Annotated in this window: 19 protein-coding genes and 1 pseudogene; 11 read left to right on the forward strand and 9 right to left on the reverse strand. The window is 73.0% G+C overall.

Features of this window, described 5'->3' with window-relative positions:
• Positions 1 to 232: 232 nt before the first annotated feature.
• Positions 233 to 1,291 (reverse strand): nicotinate-nucleotide--dimethylbenzimidazole phosphoribosyltransferase, encoded by a 1,059-nt coding sequence (cobT, locus tag IG88_RS0135690; RefSeq protein WP_031050403.1) that lies wholly within the window; start codon positions 1,289 to 1,291, stop codon positions 233 to 235.
• Between the two features lie 170 nt (positions 1,292 to 1,461).
• Here cobT and IG88_RS0135695 point away from each other — a divergent pair, with 170 nt between their 5' ends.
• Positions 1,462 to 2,181, forward strand: a complete 720-nt coding sequence (locus tag IG88_RS0135695; protein WP_037837399.1) for a class I SAM-dependent methyltransferase — start codon at positions 1,462 to 1,464, stop codon at positions 2,179 to 2,181.
• Here the strand turns inward: IG88_RS0135695 and IG88_RS0135700 are convergent.
• Entirely contained in the window at positions 2,170 to 3,369 is a 1,200-nt protein-coding gene (locus IG88_RS0135700) for a bifunctional adenosylcobinamide kinase/adenosylcobinamide-phosphate guanylyltransferase (protein WP_031050407.1), read from the reverse strand. The two genes, IG88_RS0135695 and IG88_RS0135700, sit on opposite strands and share 12 nt — an antisense overlap.
• A gap of 173 nt (positions 3,370 to 3,542) precedes the next feature.
• On the opposite strand from IG88_RS0135700, the gene IG88_RS0135705 reads away from it, so the two are divergent.
• Positions 3,543 to 3,779, forward strand: coding sequence for a hypothetical protein (locus IG88_RS0135705; RefSeq protein ID WP_031050409.1), 237 nt, complete (start codon positions 3,543 to 3,545; stop codon positions 3,777 to 3,779).
• Between the two features lie 46 nt (positions 3,780 to 3,825).
• Here the strand turns inward: IG88_RS0135705 and IG88_RS0135710 are convergent, their stop codons facing one another.
• The 3 genes from IG88_RS0135710 to IG88_RS0135720 all read right to left on the reverse strand — a co-directional run bounded on the left by IG88_RS0135710 (position 3,826) and on the right by IG88_RS0135720 (position 6,413).
• Complete coding sequence (locus tag IG88_RS0135710) at positions 3,826 to 4,914, reverse strand: S1C family serine protease (RefSeq protein ID WP_031050412.1); 1,089 nt, start codon at positions 4,912 to 4,914, stop codon at positions 3,826 to 3,828.
• Between the two features lie 75 nt (positions 4,915 to 4,989).
• A complete protein-coding gene (locus IG88_RS0135715; RefSeq protein ID WP_031050414.1) occupies positions 4,990 to 5,691 on the reverse strand; it encodes a class I SAM-dependent methyltransferase in 702 nt (233 codons plus the stop codon).
• An 83-nt stretch (positions 5,692 to 5,774) separates the two neighbouring features.
• Positions 5,775 to 6,413: a DUF3043 domain-containing protein gene (locus IG88_RS0135720; protein ID WP_063760673.1), complete on the reverse strand. Its 639-nt coding sequence runs from the start codon at positions 6,411 to 6,413 to the stop codon at positions 5,775 to 5,777.
• Positions 6,414 to 6,697: 284 nt separating this feature from the next.
• Here IG88_RS0135720 and IG88_RS0135725 point away from each other — a divergent pair, with 284 nt between their 5' ends.
• From IG88_RS0135725 to IG88_RS0135745, 5 genes are all read left to right on the forward strand, one after another.
• Positions 6,698 to 7,495 (forward strand): PspA/IM30 family protein, encoded by a 798-nt coding sequence (locus IG88_RS0135725; RefSeq protein WP_267884680.1) that lies wholly within the window; start codon positions 6,698 to 6,700, stop codon positions 7,493 to 7,495.
• Between the two features lie 21 nt (positions 7,496 to 7,516).
• Positions 7,517 to 7,801 carry a PspA-associated protein PspAA gene (gene pspAA / locus IG88_RS0135730; RefSeq protein ID WP_031050423.1) on the forward strand — a complete coding sequence of 95 codons (285 nt, stop codon included), beginning with the start codon at positions 7,517 to 7,519 and terminating at the stop codon, positions 7,799 to 7,801.
• A gap of 436 nt (positions 7,802 to 8,237) precedes the next feature.
• Positions 8,238 to 9,479 carry a sensor histidine kinase gene (locus IG88_RS0135735; RefSeq protein WP_031050426.1) on the forward strand — a complete coding sequence of 414 codons (1,242 nt, stop codon included), beginning with the start codon at positions 8,238 to 8,240 and terminating at the stop codon, positions 9,477 to 9,479.
• Entirely contained in the window at positions 9,476 to 10,159 is a 684-nt protein-coding gene (locus IG88_RS0135740; RefSeq protein WP_031050429.1) for a response regulator, read from the forward strand. The genes IG88_RS0135735 and IG88_RS0135740 overlap by 4 nt, the downstream gene beginning before the upstream one ends.
• 179 nt (positions 10,160 to 10,338) lie before the next feature.
• Positions 10,339 to 13,458 carry an efflux RND transporter permease subunit gene (locus tag IG88_RS0135745; protein WP_031050431.1) on the forward strand — a complete coding sequence of 1,040 codons (3,120 nt, stop codon included), beginning with the start codon at positions 10,339 to 10,341 and terminating at the stop codon, positions 13,456 to 13,458.
• A gap of 114 nt (positions 13,459 to 13,572) precedes the next feature.
• On the opposite strand, the gene nadA is transcribed toward IG88_RS0135745, so the two are convergent.
• Entirely contained in the window at positions 13,573 to 14,757 is a 1,185-nt protein-coding gene (gene nadA, locus IG88_RS0135750; protein WP_031050433.1) for a quinolinate synthase NadA, read from the reverse strand.
• 303 nt (positions 14,758 to 15,060) lie between these two features.
• Between nadA and IG88_RS0135755 the strand changes: the two genes are divergently transcribed.
• The gene (locus tag IG88_RS0135755; RefSeq protein WP_030405042.1) at positions 15,061 to 15,417 is read left to right on the forward strand and encodes an iron-sulfur cluster assembly accessory protein; all 357 of its coding nucleotides are present in this window, start codon (positions 15,061 to 15,063) and stop codon (positions 15,415 to 15,417) included.
• A 98-nt stretch (positions 15,418 to 15,515) separates the two neighbouring features.
• Here the strand turns inward: IG88_RS0135755 and IG88_RS0135760 are convergent, their stop codons facing one another.
• Together IG88_RS0135760 and IG88_RS0135765 are read right to left on the reverse strand one after the other, a co-directional pair.
• Positions 15,516 to 17,063, reverse strand: coding sequence for a hypothetical protein (locus tag IG88_RS0135760; protein WP_031050435.1), 1,548 nt, complete (start codon positions 17,061 to 17,063; stop codon positions 15,516 to 15,518).
• 134 nt (positions 17,064 to 17,197) lie between these two features.
• Positions 17,198 to 17,407 (reverse strand): hypothetical protein, encoded by a 210-nt coding sequence (locus IG88_RS0135765; protein WP_031050438.1) that lies wholly within the window; start codon positions 17,405 to 17,407, stop codon positions 17,198 to 17,200.
• Between the two features lie 132 nt (positions 17,408 to 17,539).
• Between IG88_RS0135765 and IG88_RS0135770 the strand changes: the two genes are divergently transcribed.
• Positions 17,540 to 18,514 (forward strand): carbohydrate kinase family protein, encoded by a 975-nt coding sequence (locus tag IG88_RS0135770; RefSeq protein WP_031050442.1) that lies wholly within the window; start codon positions 17,540 to 17,542, stop codon positions 18,512 to 18,514.
• A 96-nt stretch (positions 18,515 to 18,610) separates the two neighbouring features.
• Here the strand turns inward: IG88_RS0135770 and IG88_RS0135775 are convergent, their stop codons facing one another.
• Entirely contained in the window at positions 18,611 to 19,996 is a 1,386-nt protein-coding gene (locus IG88_RS0135775) for a cysteine desulfurase/sulfurtransferase TusA family protein (RefSeq protein WP_031050444.1), read from the reverse strand.
• A gap of 301 nt (positions 19,997 to 20,297) precedes the next feature.
• Here IG88_RS0135775 and coxB point away from each other — a divergent pair, with 301 nt between their 5' ends.
• Together coxB and IG88_RS0135785 are read left to right on the forward strand one after the other, a co-directional pair.
• Entirely contained in the window at positions 20,298 to 21,257 is a 960-nt protein-coding gene (gene coxB / locus IG88_RS0135780; RefSeq protein ID WP_031050446.1) for a cytochrome c oxidase subunit II, read from the forward strand.
• Positions 21,254 to 21,451 (forward strand): annotated as a pseudogene (locus tag IG88_RS0135785) (cytochrome ubiquinol oxidase subunit I); the annotation flags it as partial. The gene coxB and the pseudogene IG88_RS0135785, both read left to right, overlap by 4 nt.

Genomic DNA, 21,451 nt, shown 5'->3' on the forward strand with positions numbered 1-21,451 from the left:
CACGACCCCTTCGCGCCGTACGCGACTGCCGGCCGTCGCCCCCTAGCTGCGGGCAGTCGTGCCGCTGGGGCGGCACGGGTGGGCGCAGCGGCACCCCGCAACGCCGGGCCGCGCTCTCCCCGCCCCGCACCGGCACCCCACCGGCGCCGGGCTCGCGACCCCGTGCCCGCGCACCCCCCGGGGCAACCGGGGAACCCCCGGTTCACTGAACCCCGTTCACCCGGACCGGCGTTCACTCGCTCCCGTCGGAGACCTCCGGCAGCTCCGCCGCCAGCGACGCCGCCGCCTGGACCAGGGGCAGGGCCAGCAGTCCGCCCAGCCCCTCGCCCACCTTCACGCCCTGCGTCAGCAGAGGCTCCAGAGCCATCCGGTCCAGCGCCTTCGCCTGCCCCGGCTCCCCGCTGTCGTGCGAGGCCAGCCACCAGTCCGGCGCCCGGAACGCGACCCGCTGCCCGACCAGCGCACACGCGGCCGTCACGACTCCGTCCAGGATCACCGGCGTCTTCCGCACCGCGCTCTGCAGCAGGAAGCCCGTCATGGCGGTGAGGTCCGCGCCGCCGACGGTGGCGAGGAGCTGCAACTGGTCGCCGAGGACCGGCCGCGCGCGCCGCAACGCGTCGCGGATCGCCGCACACTTGCGCATCCAGGCCAGGTCGTCGATCGGCAGCCCGCCCCGGCCGGTGACGACCGACGCGTCCGTCCCGCACAGCGCCGCGACCAGGACGCCCGCCGCCGTCGTACCGCCCACGCTCAGGTCGCCGAGCACCACCAGGTCCGTGCCCGAGTCGGCCTCCTCGTCGGCCACCGCCATCCCGGCCCGGAAGGCGGCCTCCGCCTCTTCCGGCGTCAGGGCGTCCTCGACGTCGATGCGCCCGCTGCCACGCCGCACCCGGTGCCCGGCCACCTCGGCCGGCAGGGACTCCGGGTCGCAGTCCAGGGCCATGTCGACGACGCGCACGGGCACGTCCAGACGCCGGGCGAGCACCGACACCGGCCGGTTGCCCGCCAGCACCTCGCGCACCAGCTCGCCGGCGCCGCCCGCGGGCCGCGCCGAGACGTCCAGCTCGGCGACCTTGTGGTCACCGGCGAACAGCACCACCCGGGGCCGTACGACGGGCCGTACCGGTACGGCGGACTGCGCCGCCGCCAGCCACTCGCCCAGGTCGTCCAGGCGGCCCAGGGTTCCGGGCGGGACGGCCTGACGCTCCCGGCGCGCCTCCGCGTCGCGGCGGACCCCGCTGTCGGGGCGCTCGATCAGGTCGGTGAAGTCGTCGAGATTCAGCGAGCTCATTCGCCGAACAGTACCGGCCCCGCCCGAACGAGGAGGAAGGCCCGTGGGCAGCACGCCCGGGCTGCGTCGTTGCACCCCGGAGCGCGATCACCTACGTAACGTTTTGACTGGATTGTCGTAGGTCCCGCGTACGTCCCCCGTACGCCCTCGTCTCGTGTCGGGAGCCGCCCGTGTCCGGACCCTCCGCCCCCTCGGTGCCTCCCCTCCCGCCGTACGGGCCGTACCGCCAGGACTGCCCCTGGTGCGGCTCGCGGCGGCTGCGTGCCCGGCTGCGCGGTGACGGGCCGCGCCAGGGCGCGCCCCGCCGTTCGCCGGTCGAACGGTGCGCGGACTGCCGGCACGTCTTCCGCAACCCGCCGCTCACGCCCGCCGCGCGGAACTCCGTCCTCCGGGCCGGTGTCCGGTTCAGGCACGCACTGGCCGCCCGCGCGATGCTCCGCCGCCGTCCCGACCCCGAGAGCTGGCTGGACGTCGGCACCGGGGACGCCGACTTCCCGTCGGCCGCCCGGGCGTACTTCCCGTACACCTCCTTCGACGGTCTCGACCCCACCCCCCGCGTGCTGCGGGCCCGCGAGGCCGAGCGGGTGGAGGAGGCGTTCGTCGGGCGGCTGACGGACCCTCACATCGAGGCCCGGCTGCGGGAGCGCTACGACGTCGTCAGCCTCGTCCAGTACCTGGAGCAGGTCGCCGACCCGCGCGCCGAACTGCGGGGCGCCCTGCGGGTACTGCGGCCCGGCGGGCACCTCCTCGTCGACGTGGCCGACCCGCGCCGGCTCTTCCCCGTCCACCCCGTGGGGCTGAACGCCGAACTGGTGGCCCAGGGCTGCACCGTGCTCACCGGGGCCCGCGCGCAGCGCGTCATCGCCCGCAAGGACGCCTCAGTCGCGTAGCACCAGGGCCTGGCCCGCCACGACGAGCAGCACCTGCTCGCACTCGGCGGCGAACGCCGCGTTCAGGCGGCCGAGTTCGTCGCGGTAGCGGCGGCCGGACGCGGTGGCCGGGACGATGCCCGAGCCGACCTCGTTCGACACCGCCACCAGCGTGCGGCGGGTGGCGCGGACCGCCTGGGTCAGCTCCCGCACCCGGTCCCGGAGCGCCCGTTCGCCGCCGTCGGCCCACTCCGCGTCGTCCCACGCCCCGACCGCGTCCATCGCGTCCGTCAGCCACAGGGACAGGCAGTCGATCAGGAGGGGCGGGCCCTCGTCCTTCAGCAGGGGGACCAGGTCGCAGGTCTCGGCGGTCCGCCACGAACCGGGGCGGCGTTCCCGGTGCGCGCCGACCCGGGCCGCCCATTCGGCGTCGCCGGCCCGGGAGCCGCCGGTGGCGACGTAGAGGACGTCGGGGAAGGACTCGAGGCGGCGTTCCGCCTCCACCGACTTGCCCGACCGGGCGCCGCCCAGCACGAGGGTGCGCCGCGGCACGTCCGGCACGTCCTCGTACGAGCCCACCGCCAGCGTCGTGCCGTCCGGCACCGCCCGCGCGCCGGCCGCCGCGAGCCGCCGGGCCAGTTCCCGGCCGGGCGGCACGTCGTGGTCCAGGTGGACGGCGACGACGTCCGTCGTCGGGCCCGCCGCGCCCGCCGCCCGCAGCCTCGCCAGCGCGTCGGGCCGCCCCACCACGTCCGCGAGGACGAGGTCGTAGGGCTCGGCGGGCGCCTCCAGACCGGCCGGGGCGCCGCCCGGCGGCACGTACAGCAGCCGTCCGCCGTCCGGTCCCGTCACCGCGTACCCGGTGCCCGGCGCGTCCAGCGCCACCGCCCGCACCCGGTGCCCGGTCAGCAGCGCCAGCTCCCGCCCGTCCGGCACCCGGCCCGGCTGCGGCAGCCCCGCCGGCACCTCCACGGCGGGACCGTCGTGCGGGTGCGAGAGCAGCACCTGCCGTACGCCGGCCAGGGAATGCCCGGCCCGGGCCGCAGCGAACGCGGCGCCCGGCGTCAGGTCGAGCAGCAGCGCCCCGTCCACCAGCAACGCGGTCGCCGCGCGCGTGTCCTCGCCCTGCGCCACGGCACAGGCCGCGCAGGGACAGTCGGGGCGGGGCAGTCCCGCGGGGGCACCGGTGCCGAGCAGAGTCACGTCCACGCACCGATTTTCGCCGGTCGCCCCGTGACGTGCGCGCCCGAGCCCCCGCACGAGGGCACCCCGCGCGTCCGGGACCTTCTACGAAGGGCCCGCTCGAACGCATAGGCTGCGGGCGGGGGCCGGACCAGGAATCCGGCTTCCGCTCTGCATGGGCTCACATCTGGGAGGCGTACATGGCGGCATGGACGTGGCGGTTCGAGACGGCCGGCGGGACGGAGGTCCAGCCCGCGGTGCAGCCCGAGGAGTTCACCACGCAGGGGGACGCCGAGTCCTGGATCGGGGAGTACTGGAAGGACCTCCGGGCGGGCGGCGCCGACCAGGTGCGGCTCTTCGAGGACGCCACGGAGATCTACGGCCCGATGAGCCTGCACGCCGAGGAGGCGGAGGCGGAGGCGGAGGCCGAGGCCTGACGCGGGGGCCGGGGCCCCGGGGCGGGCGGGGGCGGCTTGCCCGCCGTCACTGCTCGCCCAGCGTCACCTCGGCGGTGTGCTCGGTGCCGTCGCGGGTGTAGGTCACCTTCGTCCGGTCGCCCGGCCGCATCGACGCCAGGGCCTCGGACAGCGAGGTGATGGTCGTGATGTCGGTGTCCCCGAGCCGCACGACGACGTCCCCGGCGCGCAGTCCCGCGTCGGCGGCGGGCCCGCCCTTGCGCACCTCGACGACGGCCACCCCGGCCGGCTGGTACGTCGAGTCGACGACCGTACGGGCGGTGATGCCCAGTGCGGCCCGGCCCGAGTCGGTGACCTTGCCGTCCTTGACGATCTGACCGGCCACCGTCGTCACCATCGACGCCGGGATCGCGAACCCGATGCCGGGCGCCGCGCTGTCGCCGAGGCCGGGGTCGGTCGCCGCCAGCGTCGGGATGCCGATCACCTGCCCGTCCAGGTTCACCAGGGCGCCCCCGCTGTTGCCGGGGTTGATGGCCGCCGACGTCTGCACCATGTTGGCGATGGTCGCGCCCGTGCCGCCCCCGCTGCTGCCCTCCGTGACCGTCCGCCCCGTCGCCGACACGATGCCCTGCGTCACGCTGGAGGACAGGCCGAGCGGCGACCCCATCGCGAGCACGATCTGCCCGACCTCGACCTTCGCGGAATCCCCGAAGCGGGCCGCCTTCGTCCCGTCGGGCACCCGGTCCAGCTTGATCACGGCCAGGTCCTGCTCCGGGTAGGAGGAGACGAGCCTCGCGCCCAGCACGCCCTCGTTGCGGGCCGTCGTCACGCGGAAGGACTTGCTCTTCCCGACGACGTGCGCGTTGGTCACGACATGGCCCTTGTCGTCGTACACGACCCCCGACCCCAGCGAGTCGCCCGCCTGGATCTGCACCACCGACGGCAGTACGTCCTTGATCACCCGTTCGTAGTCGGCCTGCAGGTCGCCGGCCGCGCGCGGCGCCGCGGCCCGCGCCGTGTCGCCCTCCCGTGCGCTGCCCTGGGCCCGGCCGGTCCCCGGACCGGCGTCGGAACAGCCGCCGAGCAGCAGCAGGGAGCAGGTCAGGACGGCGAGCGGAGCGAGCAGCCGGGGCAGTCGGGCGCGGGAAGTGTCCATGCCCCGAGTCTCACCGCGCCGAGGGCGACCGGCCCCTCGTGAACACCCGGACGGGCGAGACCCGGACCGAGCCCGTCAGCCGCGCACCCCGCACAGGTGGAGCAGTGCCGCCACCGAGCGGTAGGGGTCGGTCCGGCCGGCCCGCTCCTCGGCGGCCAGCAGGGTTTCGAGGTCGTCGGGCGGCGCGGTGCCGTCGGGGGCCGTGTCCGTGAAGACCCGCACGCCGTACCAGGTGTGCAGCGGGGCGCCGATGCCCGCGAGCTTCGCCGTCAGCGTCGACAGCCGGTCCGCGCGGACGTCGAGGCCCAGGCGGTTGCGGTAGCCGGTGGTGTCGAAGGCGGCCAGCGCGCCCGCCCAGTCGCCGTGCAGACCCGGCCGCAGCGCGAGCGCGTCGCCGTTGCGCACCACCAGCGACAGCAGGCCGCCGGGCGCCAGCATCCGCGCCAGCCCCGCGAGCAGCGGGTCGGGCTCCTCGACGTACATCAGCACTCCGTGGCACAGCACCACGTCGAAGCTGCCCGGCAGGAAGTGCACGCCGGTGTCCCGGCCGTCGCCCTCCACGATCCGCATCCGCTCCCGGATGCCCTCCGGCTGACCGGCCAGCGCCTCGCGCGCGACGGCGATCATCGTGGGGTCCCGCTCCACGCCGGTCACCTGGTGCCCGGCCCGGGCCAGCCGCAGCGCCTGGGTGCCCTGGCCCATCCCGACGTCGAGCACGCGCAGCCGCCTGCCCACGGCAAAACGCCCGGCTATCTGCTCGTCCAGTTGCCGGGCCACCATCTCCTGCCGTACGACGTTGCGAAGCCCGGACAGCCCCGCCGTCCAGGCCTCGGCCGCGTCCCCGGCGAACGGCGTCGTGCTCAGGGCCGCTCCCCGCGCTTGACCTGGGGCTTCGGCAGCCGGAGGCGGCGCATCTGGAGCGAACGCATCAGCGCGTAGGCAACCGCGCCGCGCCTGCGGTCGTCCGGGAAGCGCTCGGCGAGCCGCTTCTTCAGGCGGAAGCCGGTGACGATCGAGTCCAGCACGATCAGCACGATCACGACCAGCCACAGCAGCAGTGCGATGTTCTGCAGCGCGGGCACCCGGATCATGCTCAGCACGAGGATGACCACGGCCATCGGCAGGAAGTACTCCGCGATGTTGAACCGCGAGTCGATGAAGTCGCGCGCGAACCTGCGGACCGGGCCCTTGTCGCGGGCGGGCAGGTACCGCTCGTCGCCCTTGGCGAGCGCCTCGCGCTGCCGCGCCATCGCGATCCGCCGCTCCTCGCGCTGCCGCTTGGCGGCGTCCTTGCGCGTCATCGGCGTATTGGCGACGCTGCGGCGCTGGGACTGGGCCACACTGCGCTTCGGCGTGGGCCTGCCCTTGGGGGCCTGCGGGTCACGGGGCTGCTTGGAGTCGGTCACCGGCGCACTGACGGCGCTCTGGGCCTTCTCATCCTTGGCACGGCTACGGAACACAAAACCCAAGGGTACGGGGTGCCGGGGTGTGGACCCCAGCCCGGTGGGGAACGATCCGGCAACGCCGGACGTCTGTAAGGGGACAGAGCGGAAGTACGGAGCGGTCGGTGGGCAGGGACCCGGACACCGGGAATTTCCGGACAACCCCGGGAAGCACCTACTCCCTGCGCCGGACGGGGAACACGCACAGTCGTCCTTGGGGATGAGCGCATCCGTCCCCGAACAGTGCGGTAATGGAGGTAGGGCCCGTACTGTGGGTTCTGTTGCAGTCGCTGGAGCTGGAGTCGGTCAGAAGGGGGCGCGCGAAGCCCATGAGCGGTGTCATGAAGCGTATGGGGATGATCTTCCGCGCGAAGGCCAACAAGGCCCTTGACCGGGCCGAGGACCCGCGCGAGACCCTCGATTACTCGTACCAGAAACAGCTGGAGCTGCTGCAGAAGGTGCGCCGCGGCGTCGCCGACGTGGCCACCAGCCGCAAGCGCCTGGAGCTCCAGCTCAACCAGCTCCAGTCCCAGTCGGGCAAGCTGGAGGACCAGGGCCGCAAGGCGCTCGCGCTGGGCCGCGAGGACCTGGCCCGCGAGGCGCTCTCCCGGCGCGCCGCGCTCCAGCAGCAGGTCACCGACCTGGAGACCCAGCACTCCACGCTGCAGGGCGAGGAGGAGAAGCTCACCCTCGCGGCTCAACGCCTCCAGGCCAAGGTGGACGCCTTCCGCACGAAGAAGGAGACCATCAAGGCCACCTACACGGCGGCCCAGGCGCAGACCCGCATCGGCGAGGCGTTCTCCGGCATCTCCGAGGAGATGGGCGACGTCGGCCTGGCCATCCAGCGGGCCGAGGACAAGACCGCCCAGCTCCAGGCCCGGGCCGGCGCCATCGACGAGCTGCTCGCCTCCGGCGCCCTCGACGACCAGTCCGGCATGCACAAGGACGACATCCAGGCCGAGCTGGACCGGCTCTCCGGTGGTACGGATGTAGAGCTGGAACTGCAGCGCATGAAGGCCGAGCTGGCCGGGGGCAGCAGCTCCGACCGCCAGGCCATCGAGGGCGGCCAGGGTCAGGGCCAGAGCTCCTCGCAGTCCCAGCAGCAGCCGCAGGACACCCCGCGCTTCGACAAGCAGTAGCCCACGCCTAGGAGGGCCGACATGATCGTACGGATCATGGGGGAGGGACAGCTGAGACTGGCCGACGGCCGGCTCACGCAGCTCAACGAGCTGGACGACGAACTCCTGGCCGAGATGGAGAACGGCGACGGCCCCGGCTTCCGCGCGACCCTCCAGGCCCTCCTGGCCAAGGTCCGCGAACTGGGCGAGCCGCTCCCCGACGACAGTCTCGAGCCCTCGGACCTCATCCTGCCGTCCCCGGACGCCACCCTGGAGGAGGTCCGGGAACTCCTGAGCGACGACGGGCTCATTCCGGGCGGTACGTGAGGGCCGGTGCCTCCTCGCTCCCGGGCCAGGTGTCTCCCCGGCCCCGGGCGGGGCGCCGCCGGCCGTCCGGCGGCCTCCGGCGCCTGCCCTCTCGACGCGGGTGGCCGGTGTTCGCGGCCCGGCCGAGGGGGTGTCGTTCGGACCGGGCCGGCTCCGGGCGACGGTGCCCCGTGGACCGGCCCGAGCGGGTCTGGCGCGTGCGGCTGCACGGCGGAGGAGGGCGACAGGGCGGAGCCCCGGCAACCGGCGACAACGCCGCAGATGTGCATGCCGACCCCGCGACCCCGGCATGAGCCAAACGGCACCCCTGGGCCCGCAACGCCGCAGATGCGCGTGCCGGATCCCGTGACCCCGGCATGAGCCAAACGGCATCCCCGGGCCCGCGGCACGCGGACTCGCTCACGGGAGACCTCCGCTCCGGCTACCGTAAAAAAGCGTGAGCACCCTCGCGAGAGCCCGCTGCCTCCTCGGCGCCCACCCCTCCACCATGGACGCCGCCCTCGCCGTGGGCGTCCTGATCTGCATGGTCGCCGGCTCCTTCGTGGACCCGCACGGTCCCGAGGGCGTGAGCTGGGGCCTGCGTACCCCCGACGCGCTCAGTCTCGCCCTCATGACCGTCGGCGCCGCCGCGCTCTCCTTCCGCCGCCGGGAGCCGATGACGGTCCTGGTCGTCACCGGCTGCGTCTCCGTCGTCGAGAGCGTCACCGGCGACCCGCGCGCCCCGGTCGTCATGTCCGCCGTCGTCGCCCTCTACACCGTCGCCGCCTCCACCGACCGCCCCACCACCTGGCGGGTCGGCCTGCTCACCATGACCGTGCTCACCGGCGCCGCCATGCTGGCCGGGCCGCTGCCCTGGTACGCGCAGGAGAACCTCGCCGTCTTCGCCTGGACCGGCATCGGCGCCACCGCGGGGGACGCCGTCCGCAGCCGCCGGGCCTTCGTGCAGGCCATCCGGGACCGGGCGGAGAAGGCCGAACGCACCCGCGAGGAGGAGGCGCGCCGCCGCGTCGCCGAGGAGCGGCTGCGCATCGCCCGTGACCTGCACGACGTCGTCGCCCACCACATCGCCCTGGTCAACGTGCAGGCCGGGGTCGCCTCGCACGTCATGGACCGACGGCCCGACCAGGCCAAGGAGGCGCTCGCCCACGTACGGGCGGCCAGCCGCTCCGCGCTGGACGAGCTGCGGGCCACCGTCGGCCTGCTCCGCCAGTCCGGCGACCCGGAGGCACCCACGGAGCCCGCGCCGGGCCTCGCCCGCCTCGACGAACTCGTCGGCACCTTCCGCCACGCCGGACTGCGGGTCGAGGTCGCCCGCACCGACCAGGGCACCGAGCTGCCCGCCGCCGTCGACCTGGCCGCGTACCGCATCATCCAGGAGGCGCTGACCAACGTGCAGAAGCACGCGGGGCGGCAGGCGAAGGCCGAGGTCAGCGTCGTACGGGTCGGGACGGACATCGAGGTGACCGTGCTCGACGACGGCACCGGCGAAGGCGAGGTCCCCGACGCTCCCGCAGGGGGCGGCGGGCACGGTCTGCTCGGCATGCGCGAACGCGTCACCGCCGTGCGCGGCAGCCTCACCACCGGTCCCCGCTACGGGGGCGGTTTCCGCGTGCATGCGATCCTTCCGGTCAGGAACCGCACCGACGCCGCCAACGACGCCACCAGGGACCCCGTATGACGATCCGTGTCCTGCTCGCCGACGACCAGGCGCTGCTGCGCAGTGCCTTCAGGGTGCTGGTCGACTCCGAGCCCGACATGGAGGTGGTGGGGGAGGCGTCCGACGGCGCGGAGGCGGCCCGGCTGGCCGCCGAACGCCGGCCCGACGTGGTGCTGATGGACATCCGGATGCCCGGCACGGACGGGCTCGCCGCCACCCGCATGATCAGCGCCGACCCGTCCCTCGCCCATGTCCGCGTGGTCATACTGACCACCTTCGAGGTCGACGACTACGTGGTGCAGTCGCTGCGGGCCGGCGCCTCCGGCTTCCTCGGCAAGGGCTCGGAGCCCGACGAACTGCTCAGCGCGATCCGCGTCGCGGCCGACGGCGAGGCGCTGCTGTCGCCGGCCGCCACCAAGGGCCTGATCGCCCGCTTCCTCGCCCAGCAGGACACCGCCGGGGAGGACCTCGACCCCGCGCGCGCCGAGCGTCTCGGGTCGCTGACCGGACGGGAGCGCGAGGTGCTGGTCCAGGTGGCCGGCGGGCACTCCAACGACGAGATCGCCGAGCGGCTCCAGGTCAGCCCGCTCACCGTGAAGACCCACGTCAACCGGGCCATGGCCAAGCTGGGCGCCCGGGACCGCGCCCAACTGGTCGTCATCGCCTACGAATCCGGGCTGGTACGTCCAAGGGTGGAGTGACCCCGGCCCGCGCGTACTGCGGAGGGAGTAGGCGCCGGATAAGGAAATGGACCTGGGGCCTAGGGATGAGGGGTTCGGCATGGCGCAGGGTGTTGGGGTGGGCGCTTTCGTGTGCCGCCCGCGCCCGGCGCTGCCATGTGCCCCGTCCCTGCTCGGCCACAGAAGAGAGACCCTGACCCATGTCCTGGCTGTCGAGATTCAGCCTCGCGCAACGGGCCCTGATCGGGCTGATGTCGATCGTCGCGCTCGTCTTCGGGGCGATCGCGATACCCCAGCTCAAGCAGCAGTTGCTGCCCACCATCGAACTGCCCGTGGTGTCGGTGCTGGCCCCGTACCAGGGTGCCTCGCCCGACGTGGTCGAGAAGCAGGTCGTCGAGCCGATCGAGGACAGCCTCGAAGCCGTCGACGGCATCTCGGGCGTCACCTCGACGGCCAGTGAGGGCAACGCCCTGATCCTGGCGTCCTTCGACTACGGCCCGAACACCCAGCAGCTCGTCGCCGACGTCCAGCAGGCCGTGAACCGGGCCCGTGCCCAGCTCCCGGACACCGTGGACCCGCAGGTCATCTCCGGTTCGACGGACGACATCCCGACCGTCGTCCTCGCCGTCACCTCGGACAAGGACCAGCAGGCGCTGGCCGACCAGCTCGACAAGACGGTCGTCTCCGAGCTGAAGGGCATCGACGGCGTCGCCCAGGTCGTGGTCGACGGTGTGCGCGACGTCCAGGTCACCGTCACGCCCGACCCGGCGAAGCTGGCCGCCGCCAAGGTGAGCCCGCAGGCGCTGGCCCAGTCCCTCCAGGCGGGCGGCGCGACCGTCCCGGCCGGTTCCTTCGACGAGGCGGGCGCCAACCGCACCGTCCAGGTCGGCGGCGGCTTCACCTCCGTGAAGCAGATCCAGGACCTCATGGTCACCGGTGAGGGCGTCGACAAGCCGGTGCGCCTGGGCGACGTCGCCACCGTCGAGCAGGAGGAGGCCAAGGCCGACTCCCTCACCCGCACCAACGGCAAGCCGTCCCTCGCGGTGGCCGTGACGATGGACCACGACGGCAGCGCGGTCGCCATTTCGAACGCCGTCGAGGACAAGCTCCCCGAGCTGCGCGAGCAGCTCGGCTCCGGTACCGCCCTCACCGTCGTCAGCGACCAGGGCCCGGCGGTCTCCAAGGCCATCTCCGGCCTGACCACGGAGGGCGGGCTCGGCCTGCTCTTCGCCGTGCTGGTCATCCTGGTCTTCCTGGCGTCGGTCCGCTCCACCCTGGTCACCGCGGTCTCCATCCCGCTGTCGGTGGTGCTGGCGCTGATCGTCCTGTGGACGCGCGACCTGTCGCTCAACGTGCTGACGCTGGGCGCGCTGACCATCGCCATCGGCCGCGTCGTCGACGACTCGATCGTGGTCCTGGAGAACATCAAGCGCCACCTCGGCTACGGCGAGGAGCGCAAGGACGCCATCCTGGGCGCCGTCCGCGAGGTCGCCGGCGCGGTCACCTCGTCGACGCTCACCACGGTCGCCGTGTTCCTGCCGATCGGGCTGGTCGGCGGCGTTGTCGGCGAGCTGTTCGGCTCCTTCAGCCTCACCGTCACCGCGGCCCTGCTGGCGTCCCTGCTGGTGTCGCTGACGGTCGTCCCGGTCCTGTCGTACTGGTTCCTGCGGCCCCCGAAGAACACCCCGGAGGACGCGGCCGAGGCCCGCCGCATCGCCGAGGAGAAGGAGGCCAAGAGCCGCCTGCAGCGTTTCTACGTCCCCGTCCTGCGCTTCGCCACCCGCCGCCGCCTGGTGAGCGTGGCCATCGCGGTCGCCGTGCTGGTCGGCACCTTCGGCATGGCGCCGCTGCTGAAGACCAACTTCTTCGACCAGGGCGAGCAGGAGGTCCTCAGCATCAAGCAGGAGCTGAAGCCCGGCACCAGCCTCGCCTCGACCGACGAGCAGGCCAAGAAGGTCGAGAAGCTGCTCGGCGACACCGAGGGCGTCAAGGACTTCCAGGTCACCGTCGGCTCGTCCGGCTTCCTGGCCGCCTTCGGCGGCGGCACGGACACCAACCAGGCCTCCTACCAGGTCATGCTGGAGGACTCCGCCTCGTACGAGGACGTCCAGGACCACATCGAGGACGGGCTGGCCAAGCTCGACGGCATCGGCACCACCACGGTCGCCGGCGGCGACGGCTTCGGCAGCCAGGACCTCAGCGTCATCGTGAAGGCGGCCGACGCCCAGGTGCTCCGTGAGGCGTCCGAGCAGGTCCGCAAGGCGGTCGCCGGCCTCGACGACGTCACCGACGTCACCAGCGACCTGGCGCAGAGCGTGCCGCGCATCTCGGTCAAGGCCAACGCGAAGGCCGCCGAGGCCGGCTTCACCGACCAGACCCTCGGCGCGGCCGTCGCCCAGGCGGTGCGCGGCACCCCGGCGGCCAAGGCGACGCTGGACGACACCGAGCGCGACGTCGTCATCAAGTCGGCGCAGCCCGCCACCACGATGGCCGAGCTGAAGGCCCTGAACCTGGGCGCGGTGAAGCTGGGCGACATCGCCACCGTGCAACTGGTGGACGGCCCGGTCTCGATGACCCGCATCGACGGCCAGCGTTCGGCGACCATCACCGCCAAGCCGACCGGCGACAACACCGGCGCGGTCGGCGCGGACCTCCAGTCGAAGATCGACGGCCTGGACCTGCCGGCCGGTGCCACGGCCGAGATCGGCGGCGTCACGGCGGACCAGGACGAGGCCTTCGTCAACCTGGGCCTGGCCATGCTCGCGGCGATCGCCATCGTGTTCATGCTGCTGGTCGGCACCTTCCGGTCGCTGGCCCAGCCGCTGATCCTGCTGGTGTCCATCCCGTTCGCGGCGACCGGCGCGATCGGCCTGCTGATCGCCACGGGCACCCCGATGGGCGTCCCGGCGATGATCGGCATGCTGATGCTGATCGGCATCGTGGTCACCAACGCCATCGTGCTGATCGACCTGATCAACCAGTACCGCAAGCAGGGCTACGGCGTCGTCGAGGCCGTCGTCGAGGGCGGCCGCCACCGGCTGCGTCCCATCCTCATGACGGCCCTGGCGACGATCTTCGCCCTCCTCCCGATGGCGCTCGGCGTCACCGGCGAGGGCGGCTTCATCGCCCAGCCGCTCGCGGTGGTCGTCATCGGCGGCCTGATCACGTCGACCCTGCTGACCCTGCTCCTGGTCCCGACCCTCTACGCGATGCTGGAGCTCCGCAAGGAGCGGCGCGCGAAGAAGCGGGCGGCGAAGAAGGGCGGCGGCGTACCGCCGCGGACGGAAGCGTCGGACGAGCCGGAGCCGGCGAAGGTCTGAGGCACCCCGAAACGGCTGGGGCCCTGCCCGACCACCTCGTGTGTGTCGGGCAGGGCCCCAGCCGTTCGAGCCGTTCGAGCCGCCGCGGGTGGGCGGGACGCCCGTCGGCGCCCTTTACGGCAGCGCCAGCATCCGCTCCAGGGCCAGCTTCGCGAAGGCCTCGGTCTCCTTGTCGACCTCGATGCGGTTGACCAGGGTGCCCTCCGCCAGCGACTCCAGGGCCCAGACCAGGTGCGGCAGGTCGATGCGGTTCATGGTCGAGCAGAAGCAGACCGTCTTGTCGAGGAAGACGATCTCCTTGCCCTCGGAGGCGAAACGGTTCGCCAGGCGGCGGACGAGGTTCAGCTCGGTGCCGATGGCCCACTTGGAACCGGCCGGGGCCGCCTCCAGGGCCTTGATGATGTACTCGGTCGAGCCGACGTAGTCCGCCGCCGCCACGACCTCGTGCCTGCACTCGGGGTGCACCAGGACGTTGACGCCCGGTATGCGCTCGCGTACGTCCTCGACCGAGTCGAGGCTGAAGCGGCCGTGCACCGAGCAGTGCCCGCGCCACAGGATCATCTTCGCGGCGCGCAGTTCCTCCGTCGTCAGCCCGCCGTTGGGCCGGTGCGGGTTGTAGACGACGCAGTCCGCCGGCGACATGCCCAGGTCCCGCACCGCGGTGTTGCGGCCCAGGTGCTGGTCGGGCAGGAAGAGGACCTTCTCCCCCTGCTCGAACGCCCAGTTCAGGGCGCGCTCGGCGTTGGAGGAGGTGCAGATGGTGCCGCCGTGCCTGCCGGTGAACGCCTTGATGTCCGCGGAGGAGTTCATGTACGACACGGGCACGACCTGCTCGGCGATCCCGGCCTCGGTCAGCACGTCCCAGCACTCGGCGACCTGCTCGGCGGTGGCCATGTCCGCCATGGAACAGCCGGCCGCCAGGTCGGGCAGGACCACCTTCTGGTCGTCCGAGGTCAGGATGTCGGCCGACTCCGCCATGAAGTGCACACCGCAGAAGACGATGTACTCGGCCTCGGGGCGCGCCGCCGCGTCCCGGGCCAGCTTGAAGGAGTCGCCCGTGACGTCGGCGAACTGGATGACCTCGTCGCGCTGGTAGTGGTGACCGAGCACGAAGACCTTGTCGCCGAGCTTCTCCTTGGCCGCACGGGCGCGTGCGACCAGGTCCGGGTCCGAGGGCGAGGGCAGGTCGCCGGGGCACTCCACGCCCCGCTCGCTCCTCGGGTCGGCCTCGCGGCCGAGCAGCAGCAGGGCGAGGGGCGTCGGCTGAACGTCGAGCTCCTGGGGCTGGGCGGTGGTCACGACACGCACCCTTTCTACTTTTCGGTCGACCCTTTTCGTCGAACTGACGCTATATATCATATCCGGTTCACGTCACTTTGACGATGCCCATAGTGTCGGTGTGACGTGAATCCCGGCGCCCCGAGCCGCCCGTCCGGGCCCGTCGCCCCGGCCGCCGTCCCCGGCCCCTGACCGCCGGCGGTCGCGTGTGCGAGCATGAAGGGGACACCGAGGCAAAGACTCGGCCCCGCCCGGAATGAATCCGCGGCTCCGCCGGTTGACACCGTCGGCAAGCAGTCTCCGTACAACCCGGGAGAGATGTAGATGTCCGTATCGGACGAGACCACCACCGTCACCGACGGCATCATCCTGACCGACGCCGCCGCGGCCAAGGTCAAGGCCCTGCTCGACCAGGAAGGCCGCGACGACCTGGCCCTGCGCGTCGCCGTCCAGCCCGGCGGCTGCTCCGGCCTGCGTTACCAGCTCTTCTTCGACGAGCGCTCGCTCGACGGTGACGTGGTGAAGGACTTCGGCGGCGTCAAGGTCACCACCGACCGCATGAGCGCCCCCTACCTCGGCGGCGCCACCATCGACTTCGTGGACACGATCGAGAAGCAGGGCTTCACGATCGACAACCCGAACGCGACGGGTTCCTGCGCCTGCGGCGACTCCTTCAGCTGAGGAGCCGGGCGCCGCGCGGCGCCGAGCGCGAGAAGGGCGGTGGCCCGGGTTCGTCCCCGGGCCACCGCCCTTCTCCGTTTCCTGGTCCGTAGCCGGCGTCACCGGGCCCCGGACGGAGCCGGCAGCCGCGCGCCCGGCTTGTGCAGCGGGACGTTCTCGCCGTCCGGCCCCACGACCGTCCGGTCGCCGAGCGGCCTGTCGAGCCGCACCGTCCGCTCGTACTCCTTGGCGATCAGGATGCAGACCTTGTCCGGATGCGGGGTCTCGGTCACCTCGACGGTCACCTTCCCGCCGCTCTCCCGCGCCTTCGCGTCGTAGTCGGAGCACACCCCGCCGGTGAAGTGCACGGTCAGCTCGTCGCCCTCGGCCGTGTAACCGCTCACCCGCACGTTCCGCGGCTCCCCGGGCTTCGCGTCCGGCCCGCCGGAGGGGGCGGGGGAGGCGGGCGGGGCCGTCGTCAGGTACGCGGGGTCGACCGCCGGGTAGGTGACCGTCACCGTGTCGTCCGTGCCCGGCGTCCGCACCTCGAACAGCCAGGACGGCACCAGCGTCTGCCGTCCCCGCACCGGATGCGCGGCCAGCCCGAACACGGCGTCCTCCACCGTGGCGGTCCGCTTCCCGTCCGTCCCGGGCGTGTCCGACGCGCCGGTCGGCGGCGCGCAGGGCACGTCCGCCCCGTCCCGGTGCGGTACGGGGCTCGCGCAGCCGCCGATGCCCCCGGTGCGCCCGGTCCCGGCTCCCGCGCCCGGCGCGTTCAGCCGCGCCAGCGTCTGCTCCGCACCCTGGACCGGATACGTGTCCCCCTCGACCGGCGTCTTCACCCGGCCGCTGCCGCCGACCACCTCGCCCCACGCGTCGACCACGATCCCGGTCGTCCAGCCGTACGTCGGCAGCCCGCCCACCTCCGGCGCCGCGTTCACGGCCCGGCGGGCGCCCATGACCTGGCCCGCGTCCACCTTGGCGTCGTCCTGGCCCAGCGCCTTCAGCACCGGCGCCGCCGCCTTCCTCGCGGCCGCCTCGCCCACCGGGCTCCCGTCGGCCGGCGCGGCCTTGCACTCGGCGCCCTTCCTGCAGTTGTCCGTGCGGGGTGTGTAGCGGTGGAAGGTCCAGGTGCCCGGCGCCTGCCGGTCCACCGTGAGGAGCGGCCCGGAACCGTCCTTGGCGTTGCCGACCTTCCACGCCCCGCCCTGGACCCGGGGCGTGCCCTCCAGACCCAGCGCCCGGGCCAGCCGCGCCACCTCGGCCTCGGTGACGCCGCCGTCGGCCCGGTACACGGGCGCCGAGCCGGGGCCGTCGGGGAGCGGCCCGGCGGCACGGTAGGTGACGCCGGACGGGTCGGGCTCGCCGGGCGCGATGCCGGGCGCGCCGCCCTCGGACGGCGTCCCGGCGTAGTCGTCGAGGGAGAGCGGCGGGGGAGTGCCGCCGCCGGCGGGGCCGGAGGGCCCGGAGGCGCCGGAAGCCGTACCGCCGTCCGTGTCGTCCCCGGCGGCGGACGTGGCCAGGTAGGCGCCGCCGCCCCCCATGACCAGCACGGCGGCGGCGACCGACGCGACCGCGACCGCCCGGGGCCGCCGTCGCGCGGGACGCCCGGTGCCGGCCTCGTCGGCGGCGTCGACGTCGTCGTTGTCGGGTCGCTCGGTGTTCACCGCATCGCTCCTTCGGCTGTTGCTGGGGACAGCGATGGGACGCGGCGGGCCGGGATCCGGTTCCCGGTGACGCCCGAGGTCGCCCGAACGGCCCCCTGAACCGACCCGAACGGCTGCCGAGCCGACCCGGGCGCTCAGTCGCCGTAGTCCGACATCGCCTCCAGCAGCCGGGCCGACGCCGGCGGCACCCGGACGCCGTGGATGAGGGCGACCGGCACCGGCCGGGCGGTGGCCTCGGCGGGCGCCGACCAACGCCGGGTCATCCGGGCGCAGTCGCCGCGCAGCGACTCCAGGTCGCCGTCCAGGTCGGCCGGAGCGGGGTCGGCGGTCCTCAGGTTCGTCATAACAGAACCGTAGGCACGTCCCGGCATGCGGAGAAAGTGGTACTACCGGGTAGTTTTGCCTGCTTCAGCCTGGCCGCCGGCCCGGGTAGCGTGAACCGTCAACCCGCCTCCCCTCAGGAGAGAGTCCACGCCGTGCGCATCGCAGTCACCGGCTCCATCGCCACCGACCACCTCATGACCTTCCCCGGCCGCTTCTCCGACCAGCTCGTCGCGGACCAACTGCACACGGTCTCGCTCTCCTTCCTGGTCGACCAGCTCGACGTACGCCGGGGCGGGGTCGCCGCGAACATCGCCTTCGGCATGGGTCAGCTCGGCACCCGGCCGATCCTCGTCGGCGCGGCCGGCGCGGACTTCGACGAGTACCGGGCCTGGCTGGACCGGCACGGCGTCGACACCGAATCGGTCCGCATCTCCGAGACCCTGCACACCGCCCGTTTCGTGTGCACCACCGACGCCGACCACAACCAGATCGGCTCCTTCTACACGGGCGCGATGAGCGAGGCCCGCCTCATCGAGCTGAAGACCGTCGCCGACCGCGTGGGCGGCCTCGACCTGGTCTCCATCGGTGCCGACGACCCGGAGGCGATGCTCCGGCACACCGAGGAGTGCCGGAGCAGGTCCATCCCCTTCGCCGCCGACTTCTCCCAGCAGATCGCCCGGATGAACGGCGACGAGATCCGGATACTGCTGGACGGGGCGACCTACCTCTTCTCCAACGAGTACGAGAAGGGGCTCATCGAGACCAAGACCGGCTGGACGGACGAGGAGATCCTCGGCCGCGTCGGCCACCGCGTCACGACCCTCGGCGCGCGGGGCGTGCGCATCGAGCGGGCCGGCGAGGAGACCATCGAGGTCGGCGTCCCCGACGAGGAGCGCAAGGCCGACCCCACGGGCGTCGGCGACGCCTTCCGCGCGGGGTTCCTCTCCGGGCTGGCCTGGGGCGTGCCGCTGGAGCGGGCGGCGCAGGTGGGCTGCATGCTGGCGACGCTCGTCATCGAGACGGTGGGCACGCAGGAGTACCAGTTGCGGCGCGGGCACTTCATGGAGCGGTTCACGAAGGCGTACGGGGACGAGGCCGCGACGGAGGTGCAGGCGCACCTGGGCTGAAGCGAAGGGGGCGACTACGGGGACGCCCCTTGATGTGCGGTGCCGTGTGCGGGTGCGCCGTGGTTGTTCGCGCAGTTCCCCGCGCCCCTGGCGTGCCTACCTGATCCGGCGGACCAGGTAGGCCGTTCCCTTGTCCGCCTTCTCCTCGCCCACGTACTCCTGCCCCCGCATCTCGCACCACGCCGGGATGTCGAGGCGGGCCGCCTCGTCGTCCGAGAGGACGCGCACGGTGCCGCCGACGGGGACGTCGTCGATGACCTTGGCCAGTTCGATCACCGGAACGGGGCAGCGCCGGCCCAGCGCGTCCACGACGAGGCCGGGGCCGGCCGTGCGGGCGTTCTCCGTCGCGGCCGGCGCCCCGAGCTTCTCGCGCACCGCGGCCACCGTGCCCGGCAGCACGTCGAGGAACCGTTCGACGTCCTCGGCCGCGGTCCCCGGCGGCAGCGACACCCGGACGTTGCCCTCGCTGAGCACCCCCATCGCCTTGAGGACGTGGCTCGGCGTCAGGGTGCTGCTCGTGCAGGACGATCCGGACGACACGGAGAAACCGGCACGGTCCAGTTCGTGCAGCAGAGTCTCCCCGTCGACATAGAGACACGAGAAGGTGACGATCCCGGGCAGCCGCCGCGCCGGGTCGCCGACCACCTCCACGTCCGGCACCTGGGCCCGCACCCGGGCCCGGATCCGCTCCGTCAGCTCCCGCAGCCTGGCCGCCTCCGCCGCGGCCTCGGCCCGCACCGCCCGCAGCGACGCCGCCGCGGCCACGATCGCGGGCAGGTTCTCGAACCCGGGCGCCCGCCCCGACTCCCGCTCGTCCCCGGGCCCTTGCGACGCGAACCGCACCCCCTTGCGCACGGCGAGCAGCCCCACGCCCGAGGGCCCGCCCCACTTGTGGGCACTGCCCGTGAGCAGCGACCAGTCGCCCTCGACCCGCCCCCAGCCCAGGGACTGCGCCGCGTCCACCAGCAGCGGCACCCCCGCCGCCCGGCAGACCTCCGCCACCTCGGCCACCGGCTGCACGGTGCCCACCTCGTGGTTGGCCGACTGCAGACACGCCAGCGCCGTGTCCTCGCGCAGCGCCGCCGCGTACGCCGCCGGGTCCACCGCGCCGGTCCGGCCGACGGCCACCTGCGTGACACTCCCGCCGTCGGCCGCCTCGTGCGCCTCGGCCGCGTGCAGTACAGAGGAGTGTTCGACCGCTGACACGATCAGGTGGCGTCCGACGCGCCGTCGCCCGGCCAGCGCCCCCGCCACCCCCGAATGCACCGCCCGCGTCCCCGAAGGGGTGAACACCAGCTCGTCGGGCCGGCACCCCACGGCATCGGCCGCCGCCTCCCGAGCGGCATCCAGCAGCAACCGCGCCCGCCGCCCCTCCCGGTACAGCCGAGCAGGATCGGCCCACCCCTCGTCGAGAGACGCCAACAGCGCCTGCCGGGCAACGGGATGAAGAGGAGCAGCGGAAGCAGCGTCGAAGTAGGCCACAGGCCAACGCTATGACGCGGGGCGGAGAAGCGCCCCGAAGGGGCGCGGTGAACGGCGCGAGCAACCACGACACACCGTCAGCCGCCGAACAACCCCGGGCCCCACCCCCGTAGGCCCCCGTCCCACCCTTAAAGAGTGACCCCCGGCGCGTATGCCACCCTCCCCGCGACCCCCCGGAGGGCGTCGGCTAGGGTTTGGTCCGCATAAACATCAAACCCCTGCCCGACGCAGGGCGGCGACCGACCAGCGAGAAGGCAGGCCGCAGCCAACCGCGCGGGCGAGACTCTCGGGAAGGCGCTACGTGAGTCCCAACGGCTCCGACCGCTCGCCGCGGCGCCCGATGCGGCGGAAGCTGCTGCAGGCACTGACCGCGGGCCTGGTCCTGGCGACCGCCACCGGTTGCACATACGAGGACTTCCCCCGCCTCGGCATGCCCACCCCAACCACGGAAGAGGCTCCGCGGATCCTCTCCCTGTGGCAGGGCTCCTGGGCTGCCGCGCTGGCCACCGGCGTGCTGGTGTGGGGCCTGATCCTGTGGAGTGTCTTCTTCCACCGGCGCAGCCGCACCAAGGTCGAGGTCCCTCCGCAGACCAGGTACAACCTGCCCATCGAGGCGCTGTACACCATGGTTCCGCTCGTCATCGTCTCGGTGCTGTTCTACTTCACCGCTCGTGACGAGTCCGATCTCATGAGCCTCAACAAGAAGCCCGACCTCACGGTCAACGTGGTCGGCTTCCAGTGGAGCTGGTGCTTCAACCACATCGAGAGCGTCCCGGGCTCCACCGGCGACGCCAAGACCTCCAAGGAACTGGCCGGCATCCCGGACCGGTTCGTCGAGGACTTCCCGGCCAACGCCGGCGGTGTCTACGACTGCGGTGTCCCCGGCACGCGGAACCCGCAGACCAACAACCCGGGCCCGACCCTCTGGCTCCCCAAGGGCAAGACGGTCCGCTTCGTCCTGACCTCGCGTGACGTCATCCACTCCTTCTGGGTGGTGCCGTTCCTCATGAAGCAGGACGTGATTCCGGGCCACACCAACGCCTTCGAGGTCACCCCCAACAAGGAGGGGACCTTCCTGGGCAAGTGCGCCGAGCTGTGCGGCGTGGACCACTCCCGGATGCTGTTCAACGTCAAGGTCGTCTCCCCGGAGCGCTACGAGCAGCACCTCCAGGACCTCGCGAAGAAGGGGCAGACCGGTTACGTTCCCGCGGGCATCGCTCAGACGAGCCACGAGAAGAACCGGGAGACGAACAACCTGTGAGCATCCTCAACGAACCCCAGGGTGCCTCGGCAGCGGAGGACTCGTACGAGAACGAGCTGCCGGTACGGCGCAAGCAGCCCGGCAACGTCGTGGTGAAGTGGCTGACGACCACGGACCACAAGACCATCGGCACGCTGTATCTGGTGACGTCGTTCGCGTTCTTCGTGATCGGCGGCGTGATGGCGCTGTTCATG

It is taken from the genome of Streptomyces sp. NRRL F-5650 (assembly GCF_000721365.1).
Classification (GTDB): domain Bacteria; phylum Actinomycetota; class Actinomycetes; order Streptomycetales; family Streptomycetaceae; genus Streptomyces; species Streptomyces ardesiacus.